Origin of the sequence: Pseudonocardia sp. Ae505_Ps2 (assembly GCF_001932425.1) — a bacterium.
In the GTDB taxonomy this organism is placed as follows: Bacteria; Actinomycetota; Actinomycetes; order Mycobacteriales; family Pseudonocardiaceae; genus Pseudonocardia.
This window is the reverse complement of the sequence record NZ_MCIP01000001.1, coordinates 5620847-5636854: the sequence shown is the minus strand read 5'-3', so window position 1 is coordinate 5636854 and position 16008 is coordinate 5620847. Positions and strand designations below refer to the sequence as shown.

Genomic DNA, 16008 nt, shown 5'->3' with positions numbered 1-16008 from the left:
GCAGCGCCTCCGTCCAGGGGGCCGGGGGTGCCAGGCACCCTGATCATGACTCGGGAGCTTCTACCCGTTCGACGGGGTTTCCACACCGAGGTTTCCGGTCACTCCACCCGGTTGCGCCGCGCACGGTTTCCCGGGGTGGGTGGGCCCCCGGCGTGGCGGTCCGCGGGGGCTTCGTACCCTCCCGGTGTGCCTCTGTACGCGCTCGGTGACGCCGAACCGGACATCCACCCGACCGCCTACGTCCATCCGGACGCCGTCGTGATCGGCAACGTGACGCTGGGCCCGGAGTCCACCGTCTGGCCGACCGCGGTGCTGCGCGGCGACGACGGCCGGATCGAGGTCGGCGCCCGCAGCAGCATCCAGGACGGGTCGATCATCCACACCACCCTGCAGCAGCCGACGATCATCGGGGACGAGGTGACCGTCGGGCACAACGTGCACATCGAGGCGGCCACCATCGGCAACCGCGCGCTCGTCTCGTCGGGCTCGGTGGTGCTGAACGGGGCGACGGTCGGCGAGGGCGCGGTCGTCGCCGCGGGCGCGGTCGTCTCCCCGAAGGCCGACGTGCCCGCGTACCGGATGGCGCTGGGCGTACCCGCCCGCGTCCGCGACGGCTACGAGGTGCCCGCCGACCGCTGGCGGTACGCCGTGGAGTCCTACGTGGACCGGGGCCGCCGGTTCGCCTCCCAGCTGCGCCGGTTGGAGGGCTGATGGCCAAGCCGCTGCACGAGGTCGTCGAGGCCGGGTGGGCCAGGGCCCTGGAGCCGGTCGCCGAGACGATCACCGCGATGGGCGAGTTCCTGCGTGCCGAGATCGCCGCGGGCCGTCGTTACCTGCCCGCCGGGGCGAACGTGCTGCGCGCGTTCCAGCAGCCCTTCGACGACGTCCGGGTGCTGCTCGTCGGCCAGGACCCGTACCCGACCCCGGGGCACGCTGTCGGGCTGTCGTTCTCCGTCGCCCCCGGGACCCGGCCGCTGCCGCGCTCGCTGCAGAACATCTTCCGCGAGTACACCGAGGACCTCGGGCACCCGGCGCCGAGCTCGGGCGACCTGACCCCGTGGACCGAGCAGGGCGTGCTGCTGCTCAACCGGTGCCTGACCGTCGCACCGGGAGAGCCGGCCTCGCACCGCAACAAGGGCTGGGAGGAGGTCACCGAGCAGGCGATCCGCGCCCTGGTGGCCCGCGACGCCGCGCCGATGGTGGCGATCCTCTGGGGCCGCGACGCCCGCAACCTCGCGCCGCTGCTGGAGGACGTGCCGACGATCGAGTCGGCGCACCCGTCGCCCATGTCGGCCGACCGCGGCTTCTTCGGGTCGCGGCCGTTCAGCCGGGCCAACGACCTGCTCGAGGAGATCGGCGGGGAACCCGTCGACTGGAAGCTGCCCTAGGCTGGACCGGGTGGACGACCCGGGGGACATGCGCATATCGGACGCCGACCGTGAGGCGGCGGCCCGCCGGCTGCACGACGCCCTCGGTGAGGGCCGCATCACGCTGGCCGAGCTGGAGGAACGGCTCGACGCGGTCTACGCCGCCCGCGTCGCCCGGGACCTGCGGCCGCCGCTGGCGGACCTGCCCGAGGGCGGCACCGCCGACGTCGACGGCACGAAGGCGTCCTGGGGCGAGGTGAAGACCAAGGTGCCCTCGACGCCCGGGGCCGCCGGGCCGCACGTCGTGGTCCACGGCAAGGTCGGCATGGGGTCGGTCACGGTGCGCGGTCCCCGCCGCAGCTGGTGGCGGTCCATGGTCGAGTGAGCCGCCCCGGGAACGACGAAGGCCCGGTCCCCAGGGGACCGGGCCTCGATCGTGGTTCGGGTCTCGCGCACTCAGACGCGGGTCACCTTGCCCGCCTTCAGGCAGGAGGTGCAGGCGTTGATCCGACGGCGGTTGCCGCCGTTGATCGCGGCGCGCACCGTCTGGATGTTGGGGTTCCAGCGGCGGTGGGTGCGGCGGTGCGAGTGCGAGACGGACATGCCGAAGCCCGGACCCTTGCCACAGACGTCGCAGACGGCAGCCACGTCGGACACTCCTCGGGTTGACGAACAGATTCACGAACAGATTCTCGGCACGGACGTGCCGAGGCTCGGCCTTCAAGTCTAGCCACCCCCGTGTCGCGACCGGCGCGCGGGGCCGTCCCGCGGCACCGGGGGCCGCCGCGCACCTAGTGTGGTGCCCGTGGCCTCGCCGTTCGACCCCGCGCTGCTGCGCCGTTGGATCGACGCCGCCGCCGAGCGGCTCACCGCCGGGCGGGCCGAGATCGACCGCATCAACGTCTTCCCGGTCGCCGACCACGACACCGGGTCGAACCTGCTGCTGACCGCCCGCGCGGCCGCCTCGGCCCCGCTCGACGGGGACGCGGCCGAGGACGTCCGACCGGTGCGGGCCGCGTCGGCCCTGGCCGCGGCCGCCGTGCGCGGAGCCCGCGGGAACTCCGGCCTGATCCTGTCCCAGCTGTTCCGGGGCCTGGCCGAGGAGCTGGAGGCCGCGGCGGCACGACGCCCGAACACCCCCGCCGGTGAGCTGCTCGCCGGGGCGCTGCGGCGGGCGGCGGCGCTGGCGGCCGTCGCGGTGTCCGCGCCGCGTCCGGGGACCGCACTCACCGTGCTCGACGCCGCCGCCGCGGCCGTCGCGGCGCGGGTCGCCGCCGGTACGGCGTCCGGGCCTGCGTCCGAGCCCCTGGTCCCCGGTGCGACGCCCACCCGGGTCGCCGGCCCCGCCGACCCCGCGGACCCCGCCGACGCGGGACACGGGACGGACGCGGGACACGGGACGACCGTCGCCCTCGCCGAGGCCGCGCGCGTCGCGGCGGACGCGGCGCGGGCCGCGCTGGCCCGGTCCACCGGGCGCCCGCCGGAGCTCGTGCGGGCCGGGGTCGTCGACGCGGGCGGGCTCGGCCTGGTCGTCGTCCTCGACGCGCTGGTCGCCGCGGCCGGCGGTGATCCGGCGCCGCCGCCGTCGTCGCAGGTGGCGGGGCCTGGTCCGGCCTCGACGGTCACCGCCGACGGCGAGCTCGTGCCGTGGGTGCCCCAGCCGGTCTACGAGGTCACCTACTGGCTGCCCGCCCCCGACCCGGCGGCGGTGGAGACGCTGCGCGCCCGGCTCGCCGGGCTCGGGGACTCGGTCGGCCTCGCCGGCGACGGCGGCGGCGGCGGGGTGATGGTGCACGTCCACACCACCGAGGCCGGGCCCGCGGTCGAGGCGGGGCTCGCGGCGGGGCGCCCGTCCGGGATCCGGATCGAGGCGCTGCCGCCGGCGCGGCCGAGTCGGGACCGCGCCGTCCTGCTGATGATCGAGAGCAGCGGGGCCGGGGCGCTGGCCCGGGCCGCGGGTGGGAACGTGCTGGTCGCCGACCCGGACCCGACCGTCGACGAGGTCCTGGCCGCGATCCGGGCGACCGGTGCGGAGCACGTCGTGGTGCTGCCGTGCGCGACGCACCGGCGCACGGTCACCGAGACCGCGGCCGAGCGGGTGCGGTTCGAGGGCATCGACGTCGTGGTGGTCCCGGCGAGCTCGGTGCTGCAGGGCCTGGCCGCGCTCGCGGTGCACGACCCGGCCCGTCGCGCCCCGGACGACGTCGTCGCGATGGCCGAGGCCGCGGCCGCCACCCGGACCGGTGGGCTCGCCGTCGCCGAGGCCGAGGCGCTCACCTGGGCCGGTCCCTGCCGTCCGGGGGAGATCCTCGGGATCTCCGACGGCGAGGTCGTGCTGATCGCCCCGGATCTCGCTGTCGGTGCCCTGTGGTTGGCTCACCGCATGCTCACTCCGGGTGGGGAGCTGGTGACCGTGCTGCTCGGCGCGGCCGCCCCCGACGAGCTCGGGGAGCGGCTCGCCGAGGACCTGCGCCGCACCCACCCGGAGGTCGACGTCGTGGTGCACCGGGGGGAGCAGGGCGACTACCCGCTGGTGCTGGGAGTGGAGTAGATGGACGACGGGTTCGACCTCGACAGCCGGCTCGACGGGCCGCTCGGGCGCAAGGCCGCCGACGCGCTGGCCCCGCTCGGGCTGGAGACCGTCGGCGACCTGCTGCGGCACTACCCGCGCCGCTACGTCGACCGCGGCAGGCTCACCGAGATCGCCGGTCTCGTCGCGGGGGAGCACGTCACGGTCGTCGCGCAGGTCGCGCGGGCCGAGCTGCGGGACATGCGCAACCGGCGCGGGAAGATGCTCAAGGCCGTCATCCGGGACGAGAAGGGCGGCGAGCTCGACGCCACCTTCTTCAACGGCTGGAAGCTGCAGGGCTTCATCAAGCAGGGCGTCGTCGGGGTGTTCTCCGGCAAGGTCGGGGTGTTCAACAACCGGCTGCAGCTGACCCACCCGCAGTTCGAGGAGATCGAGGAGAGCGACTCGCTGCGCCCGTTCCTGTCGGTCTACCCGGCGAACGCCAAGGTGACCTCGCAGGCGATCGCGCGGTCGGTCCGCCAGGTGCTGGACCAGATCGACGACCCGACCGACCCGCTGCCCGAGTCGCTGCGCGAGCGGGAGAAGCTGCCCGAGCTGGGGCGGGCGCTGCGGCGCATCCACGTCCCCGAGACCGAGGCCGACCTCTTCGCCGCTCGGCACCGCCTGGTGTGGGACGAGGCGCTCGGTGTGCAGCTGGCGCTCGCGCTGCGCCGGGAGGCCACCGTCGCGCGGCCGGCCCCGGTGTGCCCGCGCCGCGACGACGGCCTGCTCGCCGCGTTCGACGCGAACCTGCCGTTCCCGCTCACCGAGGGCCAGCAGGAGGTGGGTGAGCAGGTCGCCGCGGACCTCGCCCGGGAGCACCCGATGAACCGCCTCGTGCAGGGCGACGTCGGCGCGGGCAAGACGATCGTCGCGCTGCGGGCGATGCTGCAGGCCGTCGACGCGGGCACCCAGGCCGCGATGCTGGCCCCCACCGAGGTCCTCGCCGCCCAGCACGCCCGCTCGCTGCGGGCGATGCTCGGCCCGCTCGGGCGCAGCGGCGAGCTCGGCGCGGCGGAGAACGCGACCGCGGTGACGCTGCTGACCGGGTCGATGGGGGCGAAGGCCAAACGGCAGGCGCTGCTCGACGCGCAGTCCGGGGCGGCGGGGATCGTCGTCGGGACCCACGCGCTGATCCAGGACACCGTCGGGTTCGCCGAGCTGGGGCTGGTCGTGGTCGACGAGCAGCACCGCTTCGGCGTCGAGCAGCGTGACGCGCTGCGCGCCCGCGGGGAGAAGGCCCCGCACATGCTGGTCATGACGGCCACGCCGATCCCGCGCACCGTGGCCATGACCGTCTACGGCGACCTGGCCGTGTCCGAGCTGAAGGGGCTGCCGAAGGGCCGTTCCCCGGTCGCGACGACCGTCGTGCCGCTCGCGGAGCACCCGTCGTGGATCGAGCGGGTCTGGCAGCGGATCCGCGAGGAGGTCGAGGCCGGTCACCAGTGCTACGTCGTGTGCCCCCGGGTCGGCGGTGCCGAGAAGGAGGGCGCCGAGAAGGAGGACACCGAGGAGCCCCCGCCGGACGACGACGGCGGCGAGGAGCGGCGCGCCCCGCTCGCGGTGCTCGACATCGCCCCGCTGATCTCCGAGAAGCTGGCCGGGCTGCGGGTCGGGATCCTGCACGGCAAGCTCCCGCCGGAGGAGAAGGACACCGTGATGCGGGCCTTCGAACGCGCCGAGCTGGACGTGCTGGTCGCGACCACGGTGATCGAGGTCGGCGTCGACGTGCCGAACGCGACCGGGATCGTGCTGCTCGACGCGGACCGGTTCGGGCTGTCCCAGCTGCACCAGCTGCGCGGCCGGGTCGGCCGGGGCAGCGCTCCCGGGCTGTGCCTGCTGGTCACCGACATGCCCGCCGCGACCGCCGCCCGCGAGCGGCTCGACGCGATCGCCGGGACCACCGACGGCTTCGAGCTGGCCCGGCTGGACCTGGAGCTGCGCCGCGAGGGCGACGTGCTCGGATCGAGCCAGTCCGGGTCCCGCTCGGGGCTCAAGCTGCTGTCGCTGCTGCGCCACGGCGAGGTCATCGAGAAGGCCCAGGTCTACGCCCGGCACCTGGTCGCCGAGGACCCGGGCCTGGCCGGCCACCCGCGGCTGCGGGCCCTGGTGGCCGAGACCCTCGGCGACGAGGAGCGGGCCGCCTACCTGGACAAGTCCTGACCGGTCACGGCCCGGGGAGCTCACCGCGGGCCGCGGCGTCGAGCCGGGCGCGGGCCGGGCGGGGCAGGTGCACCCGCCCGGACCGCTCGAGGCGGTCCAGCTCGGCGCGGGCGCGGCCGTAGGCGGCGAGCCGTTCTGGTTCGGAGTCGGAGTCCCGCGCCGTGGTCAGCAGCTTCACCACGCGCTCGACGGTGCGCCGCTCCTCGGGGTCCAGCCCGGCGAGCCGGATCCGGTCGGCGGCGTCCACCGCGGCGGTCCGCGCGGCGGGCGGCGTCGCCGGCGCGCACGTGGGTCGCGGCGTGCGGCTCGCCCGGGTAGCCGTCGGTGTCCAGCGCCTGGGCCTCGGCGAACGCGTCGACGAACCGGGCGGTGGCCGCCACCGTGGTGTCCGACAGCGCCGGGCGGCGCAGCACGGCCAGCGGGTCGGCCTCGTGCGCGGCGAACTCGCCGCGCAGCCGCTGGAACTCGGCCCGTGCACGTCGCCACGCCTGCTCGGCGGCGACGGCGTCGGGCGACAGCGCAGGCCGCGGGACCGGTTCCGCCACCGGACCGTCCGCCGGGCCGCGGTCGGCGCGCAGCCGCCGGTAGGCGCCGACCACGGCCATCACCAGCAACGCCAGCGACAGGAGCTGGACCACCACGGTCAGCACCGGCACCACCGCCCCTCCGCCCCGGACCACCGTCCACGGTGCCCCAGGTGGGCGGATCGCGCCACGTGCCTCACGGAGCCGGGCGTCGTCCCGCTGGGTGGGCACCCCGTCCCGAGCGGTGGTCGGGACCGCTCCGATCGTGTCAGGATCACGCGTCCGTCGCGGGGGAACCCCTGTCGCGACGGGGTTCGTCGCCGACCGTGATGAGGAGACCGATGTTCCGCAAGGTGCTGGTGGCCAACCGGGGCGAGATCGCCATCCGGGCGTTCCGGGCCGCGTTCGAGCTGGGTGTCTCGACGGTGGCGGTGTTCCCGTACGAGGACCGCAACTCGCTGCACCGCGCGAAGGCCGACGAGTCCTACCAGATCGGTGAGCCGGGTCACCCGGTCCGCGCGTACCTGTCGGTGGAGGAGGTCATCCGCGCCGCGAAGAAGGCCGGCGCGGACGCGGTCTACCCCGGATACGGCTTCATGTCGGAGAACCCCGACCTCGCCCGTGCCTGCGCCGAGGAGGGCATCACCTTCGTCGGCCCGCCCACCGAGGTCCTGCACCTGACGGGCAACAAGTTCCGCGCCGTGGCGGCCGCCCGCGAGGCCGGCGTGCCGGTGCTGGAGTCCTCCGACCCCTCCGACGACGTCGAGGAGCTGCTCGCCGCCGCCGAGAACATCGACTTCCCGATCTTCGTCAAGGCCGTCGCCGGCGGCGGCGGGCGCGGGATGCGCCGGGTCACCGAGCCCGGCGACCTGCGCGACGCGATCGAGGCCGCGAGCCGGGAGGCGGAGTCGGCCTTCGGCGACGGCACCGTGTTCCTGGAGCAGGCGGTGGTCAACCCCCGCCACATCGAGGTCCAGATCCTCGCCGACGCCGAGGGCAACGTCGTGCACCTCTACGAGCGCGACTGCTCGGTGCAGCGCCGCCACCAGAAGGTCGTCGAGATCGCCCCGGCCCCGAACCTGGACCCGGAGCTGCGGGACCGGATCTGCGCCGACGCGGTGAACTTCGCGAAGACGATCGGCTACGTGAACGCCGGCACCGTGGAGTTCCTGCTCGACGAGCGCGGCAAGCACCACTTCATCGAGATGAACCCGCGGATCCAGGTCGAGCACACGGTCACCGAGCAGGTCACCGACCGCGACCTGGTCATCGCCCAGCTGCGGATCGCCTCCGGGCTCACGCTGCCGGAGCTGCGGCTGACCCAGGACGACATCACCCTCACCGGTGCGGCGATGCAGACCCGCATCACCACCGAGGACCCGGCCAACGAGTTCCGCCCCGACGTCGGCACACTGTCGGTCTACCGCTCCCCGGGCGGCCCGGGCGTGCGCCTGGACGGCGGCACCGTGCACGTCGGCGCCGAGGTCTCGGCGCACTTCGACTCGATGCTGGTCAAGCTGACCTGCCACGGCCACGACTTCGCCAACGCCGCCCGGCGCGCCCGGCGCGCGCTGGCCGAGTTCCGGATCCGCGGTGTGGCGACGAACCTGCCGTTCCTGGCCGCCGTGCTGGAGGACGAGGACTTCAAGCAGGGCCGGGTGACCACCAGCTTCATCGAGGAGCGCCCGCACCTGCTCAAGGCCCGCCCGTCGGCCGACCGCGGCTCGCGGATCCTGCAGTACCTGGGCGAGGTCACGGTCAACAAGCCCAACGGTGACCGGCCGCTGGTCGTGGAGCCGGTGGACAAGCTGCCCGTCGGTGTCGACCTGGAGACGCCGGCGCCGGACGGCTCCGCGCAGCTGCTGCGTGAGCTCGGTCCCGAGGGCTTCGCGCGCCGGCTGCGTGAGCAGACCGCCGTCGCGGTCACCGACACGACGTTCCGCGACGCCCACCAGTCGCTGCTGGCGACCCGGATCCGGACCCGGGACCTGCTCGCGGTCGCGCCGTACGTGGCGCGCACCATGCCCGAGCTGCTGTCGCTGGAGTGCTGGGGCGGTGCGACCTACGACGTCGCGCTGCGCTTCCTCGCCGAGGACCCGTGGGACCGGCTCGCCGCGATCAAGGCGGCGGCGCCGAACATCTGCACCCAGATGCTGCTGCGCGGGCGCAACACGGTCGGCTACACGCCGTACCCGACGGAGGTGACCGACGCCTTCGTGCAGGAGGCGGCGGACACCGGCATGGACGTCTTCCGGATCTTCGACGCCCTCAACGACGTGTCCCAGATGCGTCCGGCCATCGACGCCGTCCGCGGCACCGGCACGGCGCTGGCCGAGGTCGCGCTCTGCTACACCGCGGACCTGTCGGACCCGGGGGAGAAGCTCTACACCCTGGACTACTACCTGCGCCTGGCCGAGGAGATCGTTGAGGCCGGTGCGCACGTGCTGGCGATCAAGGACATGGCCGGGCTGCTGCGCCCGCCTGCGGCGCGGACGCTGGTCACGGCGCTGCGGGAACGCTTCGACCTCCCGGTGCACCTGCACACCCACGACACCGCTGGCGGTCAGCTCGCGACGCTGGTCGCGGCGATCGACGCCGGGGTCGACGCCGTCGACGGCGCGGTCGCCTCGATGGCCGGCACCACGAGCCAGCCGTCGCTGTCGGCGCTGGTCGCGGCCACCGACCACACCGAGCGTGCGACCGGGCTGAGCCTGGCCGCGGTCGGGGACATGGAGCCGTACTGGGAGGCGGTGCGCAAGGTCTACGCGCCGTTCGAGTCCGGGCTCGCGTCGCCGACCGGGCGGGTCTACCACCACGAGATCCCCGGCGGGCAGCTGTCGAACCTGCGCCAGCAGGCGATCGCGCTCGGCCTCGGCGACCGGTTCGAGCTGATCGAGGACTGCTACGCCGCCGCGGACCGGATGCTGGGCCGGCTGGTGAAGGTGACGCCGTCGTCGAAGGTCGTCGGTGATCTGGCCCTGCACCTGGTCGGGGCCGGGGTGGAGCCCGCGGACTTCGAGAAGGACCCGGCGAGCTTCGACATCCCGGACTCGGTGATCGGGTTCCTGCGCGGTGAGCTGGGTTCGCCGCCCGCGGGCTGGCCGGAGCCGTTCCGGACCCGCGCGCTGGAGGGCCGCAGCCCCGAGGCGGAGAAGGCGGAACTGTCCGGCGACGACCGCGAGGGCCTCGCCCACGACCGGCGCCGCACGCTGAACCGGCTGCTGTTCCCCGGCCCGACCAAGGACTTCGACACCCACCGCGAGCAGTACGGCAACACCGCGGTGCTGTCGTCGAAGGACTTCTTCTACGGGCTGGAGGAGGACCTCGAGCACACCGTCGACCTCGAGCCCGGCGTCACGCTGATCATCGAGCTGGAGGCCGTCTCCGAGCCCGACGAGCGCGGCTACCGCACCCTGCTGACCACCCTGAACGGCCAGCTGCGCCCGGTGTCGGTGCGCGACGAGTCGGTCGCCACCGAGGTGAAGGCCGCGGAGAAGGCGGAGAAGGGCAACGACGCGCACGTCGCCGCCCCGTTCGCCGGTGTCGTGACGCTGCAGGTCGAGGAGGGCGACACCGTCGACGACGGCCAGACCGTCGCCACCATCGAGGCCATGAAGATGGAGGCGTCGATCACCGCGCACCGGGCCGGCACCGTCACGCGGCTCGCGATCGGGAAGGTCACCCAGGTCGAGGGCGGGGACCTGCTGGTCGAGCTGGACTGAGCCGCACGGCACGATGGAGCGATGACCAGGCTGATCGCGGGCACGGCGGGCGGACGACGGCTCGCCGTGCCGCCGTCGGGGACCCGGCCGACGTCGGACCGGGTCCGGGAGGCGCTGTTCTCCGCGCTCGACCACGACCCGGGCCTGCACGGGACCGCCGTGCTGGACGTGTGCGCGGGCTCCGGCGCGCTGGGGCTGGAGGCGCTGTCCCGGGGCGCCGCCGAGGCGCTGTTCGTCGAGTCGGACAAGCGGGCAGCGGGGGTGCTGCGGCGCAACCTGGCCGCGGTCGGGCTCGGCGGGACGGTCGTCGCGGGGCGGGCCGGGACCGTGCTGGCCGGGCCCGCGCCGCGGGCGTTCGACGTCGTGCTGGTCGACCCGCCCTACGCGGTGCCCGACGACGAGGTCGCGGGCTGGCTGAGCGCCGCCGCCGCCCACGGGTGGCTCGCACCCGGGGCGGCCGTCGTCGTCGAGCGGGCGAAGGCGTCGGGGGAGTTCGGCTGGCCGGAGGGGTTCACCGCGGGCCGGTCGCGCCGCTACGGCGACACCGTCCTGCACCACGGCTCGCTCGTGGGCTGAGCCCGGATCAGGCCGCCGGGCCCAGTAGCCGGTCGGGCGTCAGGTCGGGCACCGTGCGGTGCGCCCCGGCCGCGGTCAGCTCCGCGTCCCCGGCCGTCGTCCGTACCCCGACGATGGTGCCCATCCCGGCCGCGACCAGCGAGGACACCCCGGCGACGGAGTCCTCGAACGCGACGCAGCCGCCCGGTTCGGCGGCGAGCCGGCGGCATGCGGCGAGGTAGCCCTCCGGGTCCGGCTTGCCGCGCACCACGTCCTCGGCGGTGACGACCAGCTCGACCAGCGGGGCCGCGCCGAGCACGTCACCCAGCACCCGGTCCGCCCAGCTGCGACGGGCGCTCGTCACCACCGCGAGCCGGTGCCCGCGCTCGGCCAGCGAGCGGAGCAGCGCGGGTGCGCCGGGGACGACGTCGACGTCCTCGGCGAGGGCGGAGCCGTGCCCGGCCAGCTGCGCGGCGAGCTCGTCGGGGTCCTGGCCGCGCCACGGCCCGACGACCTCGCGCAGTACGTCGACCGCGCGGCGGCCCATGAACCGGTGCCGGTAGGTGTCGTCGTCGACCTCGGCGCCCCACTCGGCGAAGAACCGGGCCCAGATCCGGCGGTGCACGTGCTCGCTGCGCACGAGGGTGCCGTCGAGGTCGAAGACGACCGGGGCCCCGTCGGGGACGGTGGCCACTGCATCGGCGCCGCTCACAGGCGGAACAGCTCGTCGCCGGCGCGCACGGTGTGCCCGGTGGGGGCGCTCACCGACCCGGCGGGTGAGTCCAGCACGACGACCGGGCAGGTCGCGGCCAGTCCGGCAGCCCGCACGGCGGCGAGGTCGACGGTCAGCACCGGGCTACCCGGGTCGACCGCGTCGCCCTTCGCGACGTGCACGGTGAACCCGGCCCCGCCGAGCGAGACCGTGTCGATCCCGACGTGCACCAGCACCCCGGGCCCGTCGGCGGGGGCGACGACGAAGGCGTGCGGGTGCAGCGCCGCGACCGTCCCGCCGACCGGGGCCAGCACGACCGCCTCGGTGGCGTCCGCGGACGGTTCGACGGCCGTCCCACCGCCGAGCAGCTCGTCGCGGAACACCGGGTCCGGCACCCCCGCCGGCCCGAGCACGGTCCCGTCGACGGGCGCGAGCACGGAGCTCACAACAGGTCCCGGACGTCGTCGCAGAGGTTCTCCGCCTCCGGCCCGATCACGACCTGCACGACGGTCCCGGACCGGACCACACCGTGCGCCCCGGCGGCCTTCAGCGCGGCGTCGTCGACCAGGCCGGGGTCGCCGACCTCGGTCCGCAGCCGGGTGATGCACGCCTCGATGTCGGTGATGTTCCCGGGCCCGCCCAGCCCCGCCACGATGTCGTCGGCCCTGCTCATGGGGTTCCTCCGCTCTCCGGTCACTACTGGTCATGACCAGTGTCTTGACAGTGCCGCGATCGCCCCGCACCCTCACTGGTTATAACCAGACCGTACCGGCTGACGCGGCGGCTCCACAACGCCCGCGCACCGGTCCCGGTCGCCGACACCTCACGAGGAGTGCGAGCCCATGGGCACCTCCACAGCGGAACCGGTACGACGACGGGCCGGGCTGGCCGGCCTGCAGCGTCTCGGCCGGAGCCTGATGCTCCCGATCGCCGTCCTGCCCGCGGCCGGTCTGCTGCTGCGTCTCGGGCAGGACGACCTGCTCGGCGGGGTCGAGGCGCTGAAGCAGCCCGCGGCGGTGCTCGCCGCGGCCGGCGGCGCGCTGTTCGACCACCTCCCGATGATCTTCGCGGTCGGCATCGCGATCGGCTGGGCGCGCCGCTCCGACGGTTCCACCGCGCTGGCGGCCCTCGTCGGCTACCTCGTCATGGACGGGGTGTTCACCGCGCTGTCCCCGGTGCTGCTGCCCGGGGTGCTCGACTCGAAGGGCGAGCAGGCCACGATCGACTTCGGGGTGCTGGGCGGCATCGTCGCGGGGCTCGTCGCGGCGCTGCTGTGGCAGCGCTTCCACCGCACGACGCTGCCGACCTTCCTCGGTTTCTTCAACGGCCGTCGGCTGGTCCCGATCCTCACCGCGGTCTCGATGATGGTGATCGCGTCGGTGATGAGCCTGGTCTACCCGGTCTTCAACGCCGGGCTGACCGGGCTGGGCACCGTGGTCGGGGAGAACGCTGTCGTCGGCGGCGGGATCTTCGGCCTGGTGAACCGGCTGCTGCTGCCGATCGGGCTGCACCACATCGTCAACAACGTCGTCTGGTTCCTCATCGGGGACTACCAGGGGGTGCACGGCGACCTGCAGCGGTTCTTCCAGGGTGACCCGACCGCGGGCACCTTCATGACCGGCTTCTTCCCGATCATGATGTTCGCGCTGCCCGCCGCGGCACTCGCGATCTGGCACGAGGCCCGCCCGGAGCGGCGCAAGCTGGTCGGCGGGATCATGGTGTCGGTCGCGCTGACCTCCTTCGTCACCGGCATCACCGAGCCGCTCGAGTACGCCTTCGTCTACGTCGCGTGGCCGCTGTACCTGATCCACGCGGTGCTCACCGGCACCTCGCTCGCGCTGGTCAACGCGCTCGACATCCACAGCGGGTTCGCCTTCTCCGCCGGCGCGATCGACTATGTCCTCAACTTCGGCCAGTCCACCCGGCCGCTGTGGCTGATCCCGATCGGGCTGGCCTACGCCGTCGTCTACTACGTGCTGTTCCGCTTCGTGATCCGCCGCTGGAACCTGCGCACCCCCGGCCGGGAGGACGACGAGACCACCGGCACCGAGACCACACCGGCCACCGTCACGGCCGCGACCACCGAGAGCGCCGGGACCACCGGGGCCGCCGGCGACACCGACACCGCCGGGCGGGCCGACCGGTGACCACCCACGAGGAGCAGGAGAGCACCGTGCACACCCGCACCGCCGTCGTCGCGTCCCGGGTGGGGCTGCACGCCCGCCCGGCCGCGCTGTTCGCCCGCGCGGCAGGCGCCACCGGACTGGACGTCACCGTCGCGACGCAGGGGAAGGACCCGGTCGACGCCCGCAGCGTCCTCGGGCTCATGACTCTCGGCGTCGTCTTCGGCGACGAGGTCGTCCTGCGGGCCACCGGCGACGACGCACCCGCCGCGCTGGACGGCCTCGTGGCGCTGCTCGAGACGGACCACGACGCGTGACGGCGGACCGCGTGCTGCGCGGCACCGTCGTCACCGACGGCCGGCTGCTCCCGGACTCGGTCGTCGCGATCGCGGGGGACCGGATCGTCGCGGTCGTCCCGGCCGCGGCGTACGACGGTCCGCTCCCGCCCGCGTCGTCGTCGCTGCTGCTGCCCGGGCTGGTCGACGTGCACGACCACGGCGGTGCCGGACACGGCTTCCCGGACGCGACGGCGGCCGGGGCCGCGGCGGCCGTCGCCCACCACCGGGCGCACGGCACGACGACGACGGTCGCCTCGCTCGTCTCGGCCTCGCCGGACGTGCTGGCGGAACGGATCGCGACGCTGCGCCCGCTCGTCGTCGCCGGGGACCTCGCCGGGATCCACCTGGAGGGCCCGTTCCTGGCCACCGCGCGGTGCGGCGCGCACGACCCGCGCGCGATCCTCCCGGGCGACCCCGTGCTGCTCGACGAGCTGCTGACCAAGGCCGACGGCGCCGTCGCGTCGGTGACCTACGCGCCGGAGACCGCGCACGCGGCGGACCTGCTCGCGGTACTCGCCACGCACGGCGTGCTGCCGAGCATCGGCCACACCGACGCCGACGCCCGCACCACCGCGTCCGGGATCGAACGGGCCGGCGGGGCGCCGATGAGCGCCACCCACCTGTTCAACGCGATGCCCCCGGTGCACCACCGGGCGCCCGGGCCGGCCGCGGCGTGCCTGGCGGCGGCCGCGCGGGGCGAGCTCGTCGTGGAGCTCGTCGCGGACGGGGTGCACCTGGCCGCGGAGACCGTCGCCGCGGTGTTCGACCTCGTCGGGCCGGACCGGGTCGCGCTGGTCACCGACGCGATGGCCGCGGCCGGGATGCCCGACGGCCAGTACCGCCTGGGCACGATGCAGGTCCGGGTGGACGACGGTGTCGCCCGGATCCCGGACGGGCCCATCGCCGGCGGCACCGCGTGCCTGGTCGACGTCGTCCGGGCCACGGTGCGCGACGCGGGGGTCCGGCTGCCGGACGCGGTGCTCGCCGCGACCCGCACGCCGGCCCGGCTCCTCGGGCTCGACGGCGAGGTCGGGTCGCTGGTCCCGGGCCACCGCGCCGACGTGCTCGTCACCGACGCGGACCTGCGGCCGCGCCACGTGCTGCGTGCCGGGGAGCCCGTCATCGGTGGGGGTGCGTGATGGAGATCGTGGTCCTCGACGACCCACGGGCCTGCGGGCGGGCGGTCGCCGACGCCGTCGCCGAGGTCCTGGCCCGTGACACCGGCCGGCCGGCGACCCTCGGGCTCGCCACCGGAAGCTCCCCGCTGCCCGCCTACGCCGAGCTGATCCGGCGGCACCGCGAGGAGGGGCTGTCCTTCGCCGGGGCGCGGGCGTTCCTGCTCGACGAGTACCTGGGCCTGCCCGCGGGGCATCCGCAGTCCTACCGCGAGGTCATCCGCCGGGAGCTGACCGACCACCTCGACATCGACCCGGCCGCGGTGCACGCCCCCGACGGCACCCGCGCCGACCCGGAGGCGGCCGCCGCAGACTACGAGCGGCTGCTCGCCGCGCACGGCCCGGTGGACCTGCAGATCCTGGGCATCGGCGGGAACGGCCACATTGGGTTCAACGAGCCCGGCTCGGCGTTCGACTCGCGCACCCGGGTCACGACGCTGACCGAGCGGACCCGCGCCGACAACGCACGGTTCTTCGACCGTCCGGCCGATGTGCCGCACCGGGTACTCACCCAGGGGCTGGCCACCATCACCGGCGCGCGGCGGATCGTGCTCGTCGCGACCGGGGAGGGCAAGCGCGCAGCCGTGGCGGCGACGGTGTCCGGACCGGTCACGACCGACGTGCCCGCGACCGTGCTGCGCACCCACCCGCACTGCACGCTCGTGCTCGACCGGGCGGCCGCCGGGGAGCGGGCCGGGCCCGTCGCGGCCGGGCAGGTCGGCGCACCGGGACGGGGGCGGTAGTGGCTACGGTGGACGGC

General features: G+C 75.0%; 15 protein-coding genes and 1 pseudogene. 11 read left to right on the top strand and 5 right to left on the bottom strand.

Going from position 1 to position 16008, the window contains the following annotated elements; all coding sequences use genetic code 11:
- Positions 1 to 186: 186 nt before the first annotated feature.
- The 3 genes and pseudogenes from Ae505Ps2_RS26270 to Ae505Ps2_RS33750 all read left to right on the top strand — a co-directional run.
- Positions 187 to 711 carry a gamma carbonic anhydrase family protein gene (locus Ae505Ps2_RS26270; protein WP_020627369.1) on the top strand — a complete coding sequence of 175 codons (525 nt, stop codon included), beginning with the start codon at positions 187 to 189 and terminating at the stop codon, positions 709 to 711.
- Complete coding sequence (locus Ae505Ps2_RS26265) at positions 708 to 1388, top strand: uracil-DNA glycosylase (RefSeq protein ID WP_086002420.1); 681 nt, start codon at positions 708 to 710, stop codon at positions 1386 to 1388. Before Ae505Ps2_RS26270 ends, Ae505Ps2_RS26265 begins: the two co-directional genes overlap by 4 nt.
- Before the next feature lie 28 nt (positions 1389 to 1416).
- A pseudogene (locus Ae505Ps2_RS33750) lies at positions 1417 to 1575 on the top strand (DUF1707 domain-containing protein); the annotation flags it as partial.
- A gap of 248 nt (positions 1576 to 1823) precedes the next feature.
- On the opposite strand, the gene rpmB reads toward Ae505Ps2_RS33750, so the two are convergent.
- Complete coding sequence (gene rpmB / locus Ae505Ps2_RS26255) at positions 1824 to 2015, bottom strand: 50S ribosomal protein L28 (protein WP_020627372.1); 192 nt, start codon at positions 2013 to 2015, stop codon at positions 1824 to 1826.
- Between the two features lie 157 nt (positions 2016 to 2172).
- On the opposite strand from rpmB, the gene Ae505Ps2_RS26250 reads away from it, so the two are divergent.
- Together Ae505Ps2_RS26250 and recG are read left to right on the top strand one after the other, a co-directional pair.
- On the top strand, positions 2173 to 3918 hold the full coding sequence (locus tag Ae505Ps2_RS26250; RefSeq protein WP_075312150.1) for a DAK2 domain-containing protein: 1746 nt from the start codon (positions 2173 to 2175) through the stop codon (positions 3916 to 3918).
- Positions 3919 to 6099: an ATP-dependent DNA helicase RecG gene (gene recG / locus Ae505Ps2_RS26245; RefSeq protein WP_075307661.1), complete on the top strand. Its 2181-nt coding sequence runs from the start codon at positions 3919 to 3921 to the stop codon at positions 6097 to 6099.
- A gap of 4 nt (positions 6100 to 6103) precedes the next feature.
- Here the strand turns inward: recG and Ae505Ps2_RS26240 are convergent, their stop codons facing one another.
- Positions 6104 to 6346 (bottom strand): hypothetical protein, encoded by a 243-nt coding sequence (locus Ae505Ps2_RS26240; protein ID WP_075554081.1) that lies wholly within the window; start codon positions 6344 to 6346, stop codon positions 6104 to 6106.
- A 618-nt stretch (positions 6347 to 6964) separates the two neighbouring features.
- Between Ae505Ps2_RS26240 and Ae505Ps2_RS26230 the strand changes: the two genes are divergently transcribed.
- On the top strand, positions 6965 to 10345 hold the full coding sequence (locus Ae505Ps2_RS26230; protein WP_075307659.1) for a pyruvate carboxylase: 3381 nt from the start codon (positions 6965 to 6967) through the stop codon (positions 10343 to 10345).
- A 21-nt stretch (positions 10346 to 10366) separates the two neighbouring features.
- Entirely contained in the window at positions 10367 to 10921 is a 555-nt protein-coding gene (gene rsmD, locus Ae505Ps2_RS26225) for a 16S rRNA (guanine(966)-N(2))-methyltransferase RsmD (protein ID WP_075307657.1), read from the top strand.
- Between the two features lie 7 nt (positions 10922 to 10928).
- Here rsmD and Ae505Ps2_RS26220 read toward each other — a convergent pair whose 3' ends face one another.
- The 3 genes from Ae505Ps2_RS26220 to Ae505Ps2_RS26210 are packed head-to-tail and all read right to left on the bottom strand — an operon-like array spanning position 10929 to position 12285.
- Positions 10929 to 11612 (bottom strand): HAD family phosphatase, encoded by a 684-nt coding sequence (locus tag Ae505Ps2_RS26220; RefSeq protein ID WP_158071461.1) that lies wholly within the window; start codon positions 11610 to 11612, stop codon positions 10929 to 10931.
- Positions 11609 to 12058, bottom strand: a complete 450-nt coding sequence (locus tag Ae505Ps2_RS26215) for a PTS glucose transporter subunit IIA (protein WP_075554079.1) — start codon at positions 12056 to 12058, stop codon at positions 11609 to 11611. The genes Ae505Ps2_RS26220 and Ae505Ps2_RS26215 overlap by 4 nt, the downstream gene beginning before the upstream one ends.
- Entirely contained in the window at positions 12055 to 12285 is a 231-nt protein-coding gene (locus Ae505Ps2_RS26210) for a PTS glucose/sucrose transporter subunit IIB (protein ID WP_020626212.1), read from the bottom strand. Before Ae505Ps2_RS26210 ends, Ae505Ps2_RS26215 begins: the two co-directional genes overlap by 4 nt.
- A gap of 169 nt (positions 12286 to 12454) precedes the next feature.
- Between Ae505Ps2_RS26210 and Ae505Ps2_RS26205 the strand changes: the two genes are divergently transcribed.
- Genes Ae505Ps2_RS26205 through Ae505Ps2_RS26190 form a run of 4 tightly spaced genes read left to right on the top strand, consistent with a single transcriptional unit; the run spans position 12455 to position 15991 of the window.
- On the top strand, positions 12455 to 13759 hold the full coding sequence (locus Ae505Ps2_RS26205) for a PTS transporter subunit EIIC (RefSeq protein ID WP_075554078.1): 1305 nt from the start codon (positions 12455 to 12457) through the stop codon (positions 13757 to 13759).
- Positions 13756 to 14052, top strand: a complete 297-nt coding sequence (locus Ae505Ps2_RS26200) for an HPr family phosphocarrier protein (RefSeq protein ID WP_020626214.1) — start codon at positions 13756 to 13758, stop codon at positions 14050 to 14052. Before Ae505Ps2_RS26205 ends, Ae505Ps2_RS26200 begins: the two co-directional genes overlap by 4 nt.
- Positions 14049 to 15212, top strand: coding sequence for an amidohydrolase family protein (locus Ae505Ps2_RS26195; RefSeq protein WP_075333110.1), 1164 nt, complete (start codon positions 14049 to 14051; stop codon positions 15210 to 15212). The genes Ae505Ps2_RS26200 and Ae505Ps2_RS26195 overlap by 4 nt, the downstream gene beginning before the upstream one ends.
- Positions 15212 to 15991 (top strand): glucosamine-6-phosphate deaminase, encoded by a 780-nt coding sequence (locus Ae505Ps2_RS26190; protein ID WP_075307647.1) that lies wholly within the window; start codon positions 15212 to 15214, stop codon positions 15989 to 15991. Before Ae505Ps2_RS26195 ends, Ae505Ps2_RS26190 begins: the two co-directional genes overlap by 1 nt.
- Positions 15992 to 16008: the final 17 nt, after the last annotated feature.

Coding starts and splice junctions, on each gene's coding strand:
- recG (WP_075307661.1), top strand. CDS start 3,919: ATGGACGACGGGTTCGACCTCGACAGCCGGCTCGACGGGCCGCTCGGG.
- Ae505Ps2_RS26230 (WP_075307659.1), top strand. CDS start 6,965: ATGTTCCGCAAGGTGCTGGTGGCCAACCGGGGCGAGATCGCCATCCGG.
- rsmD (WP_075307657.1), top strand. CDS start 10,367: ATGACCAGGCTGATCGCGGGCACGGCGGGCGGACGACGGCTCGCCGTG.
- Ae505Ps2_RS26210 (WP_020626212.1), bottom strand. CDS start 12,285: ATGAGCAGGGCCGACGACATCGTGGCGGGGCTGGGCGGGCCCGGGAAC.
- Ae505Ps2_RS26205 (WP_075554078.1), top strand. CDS start 12,455: ATGGGCACCTCCACAGCGGAACCGGTACGACGACGGGCCGGGCTGGCC.
- Ae505Ps2_RS26190 (WP_075307647.1), top strand. CDS start 15,212: ATGGAGATCGTGGTCCTCGACGACCCACGGGCCTGCGGGCGGGCGGTC.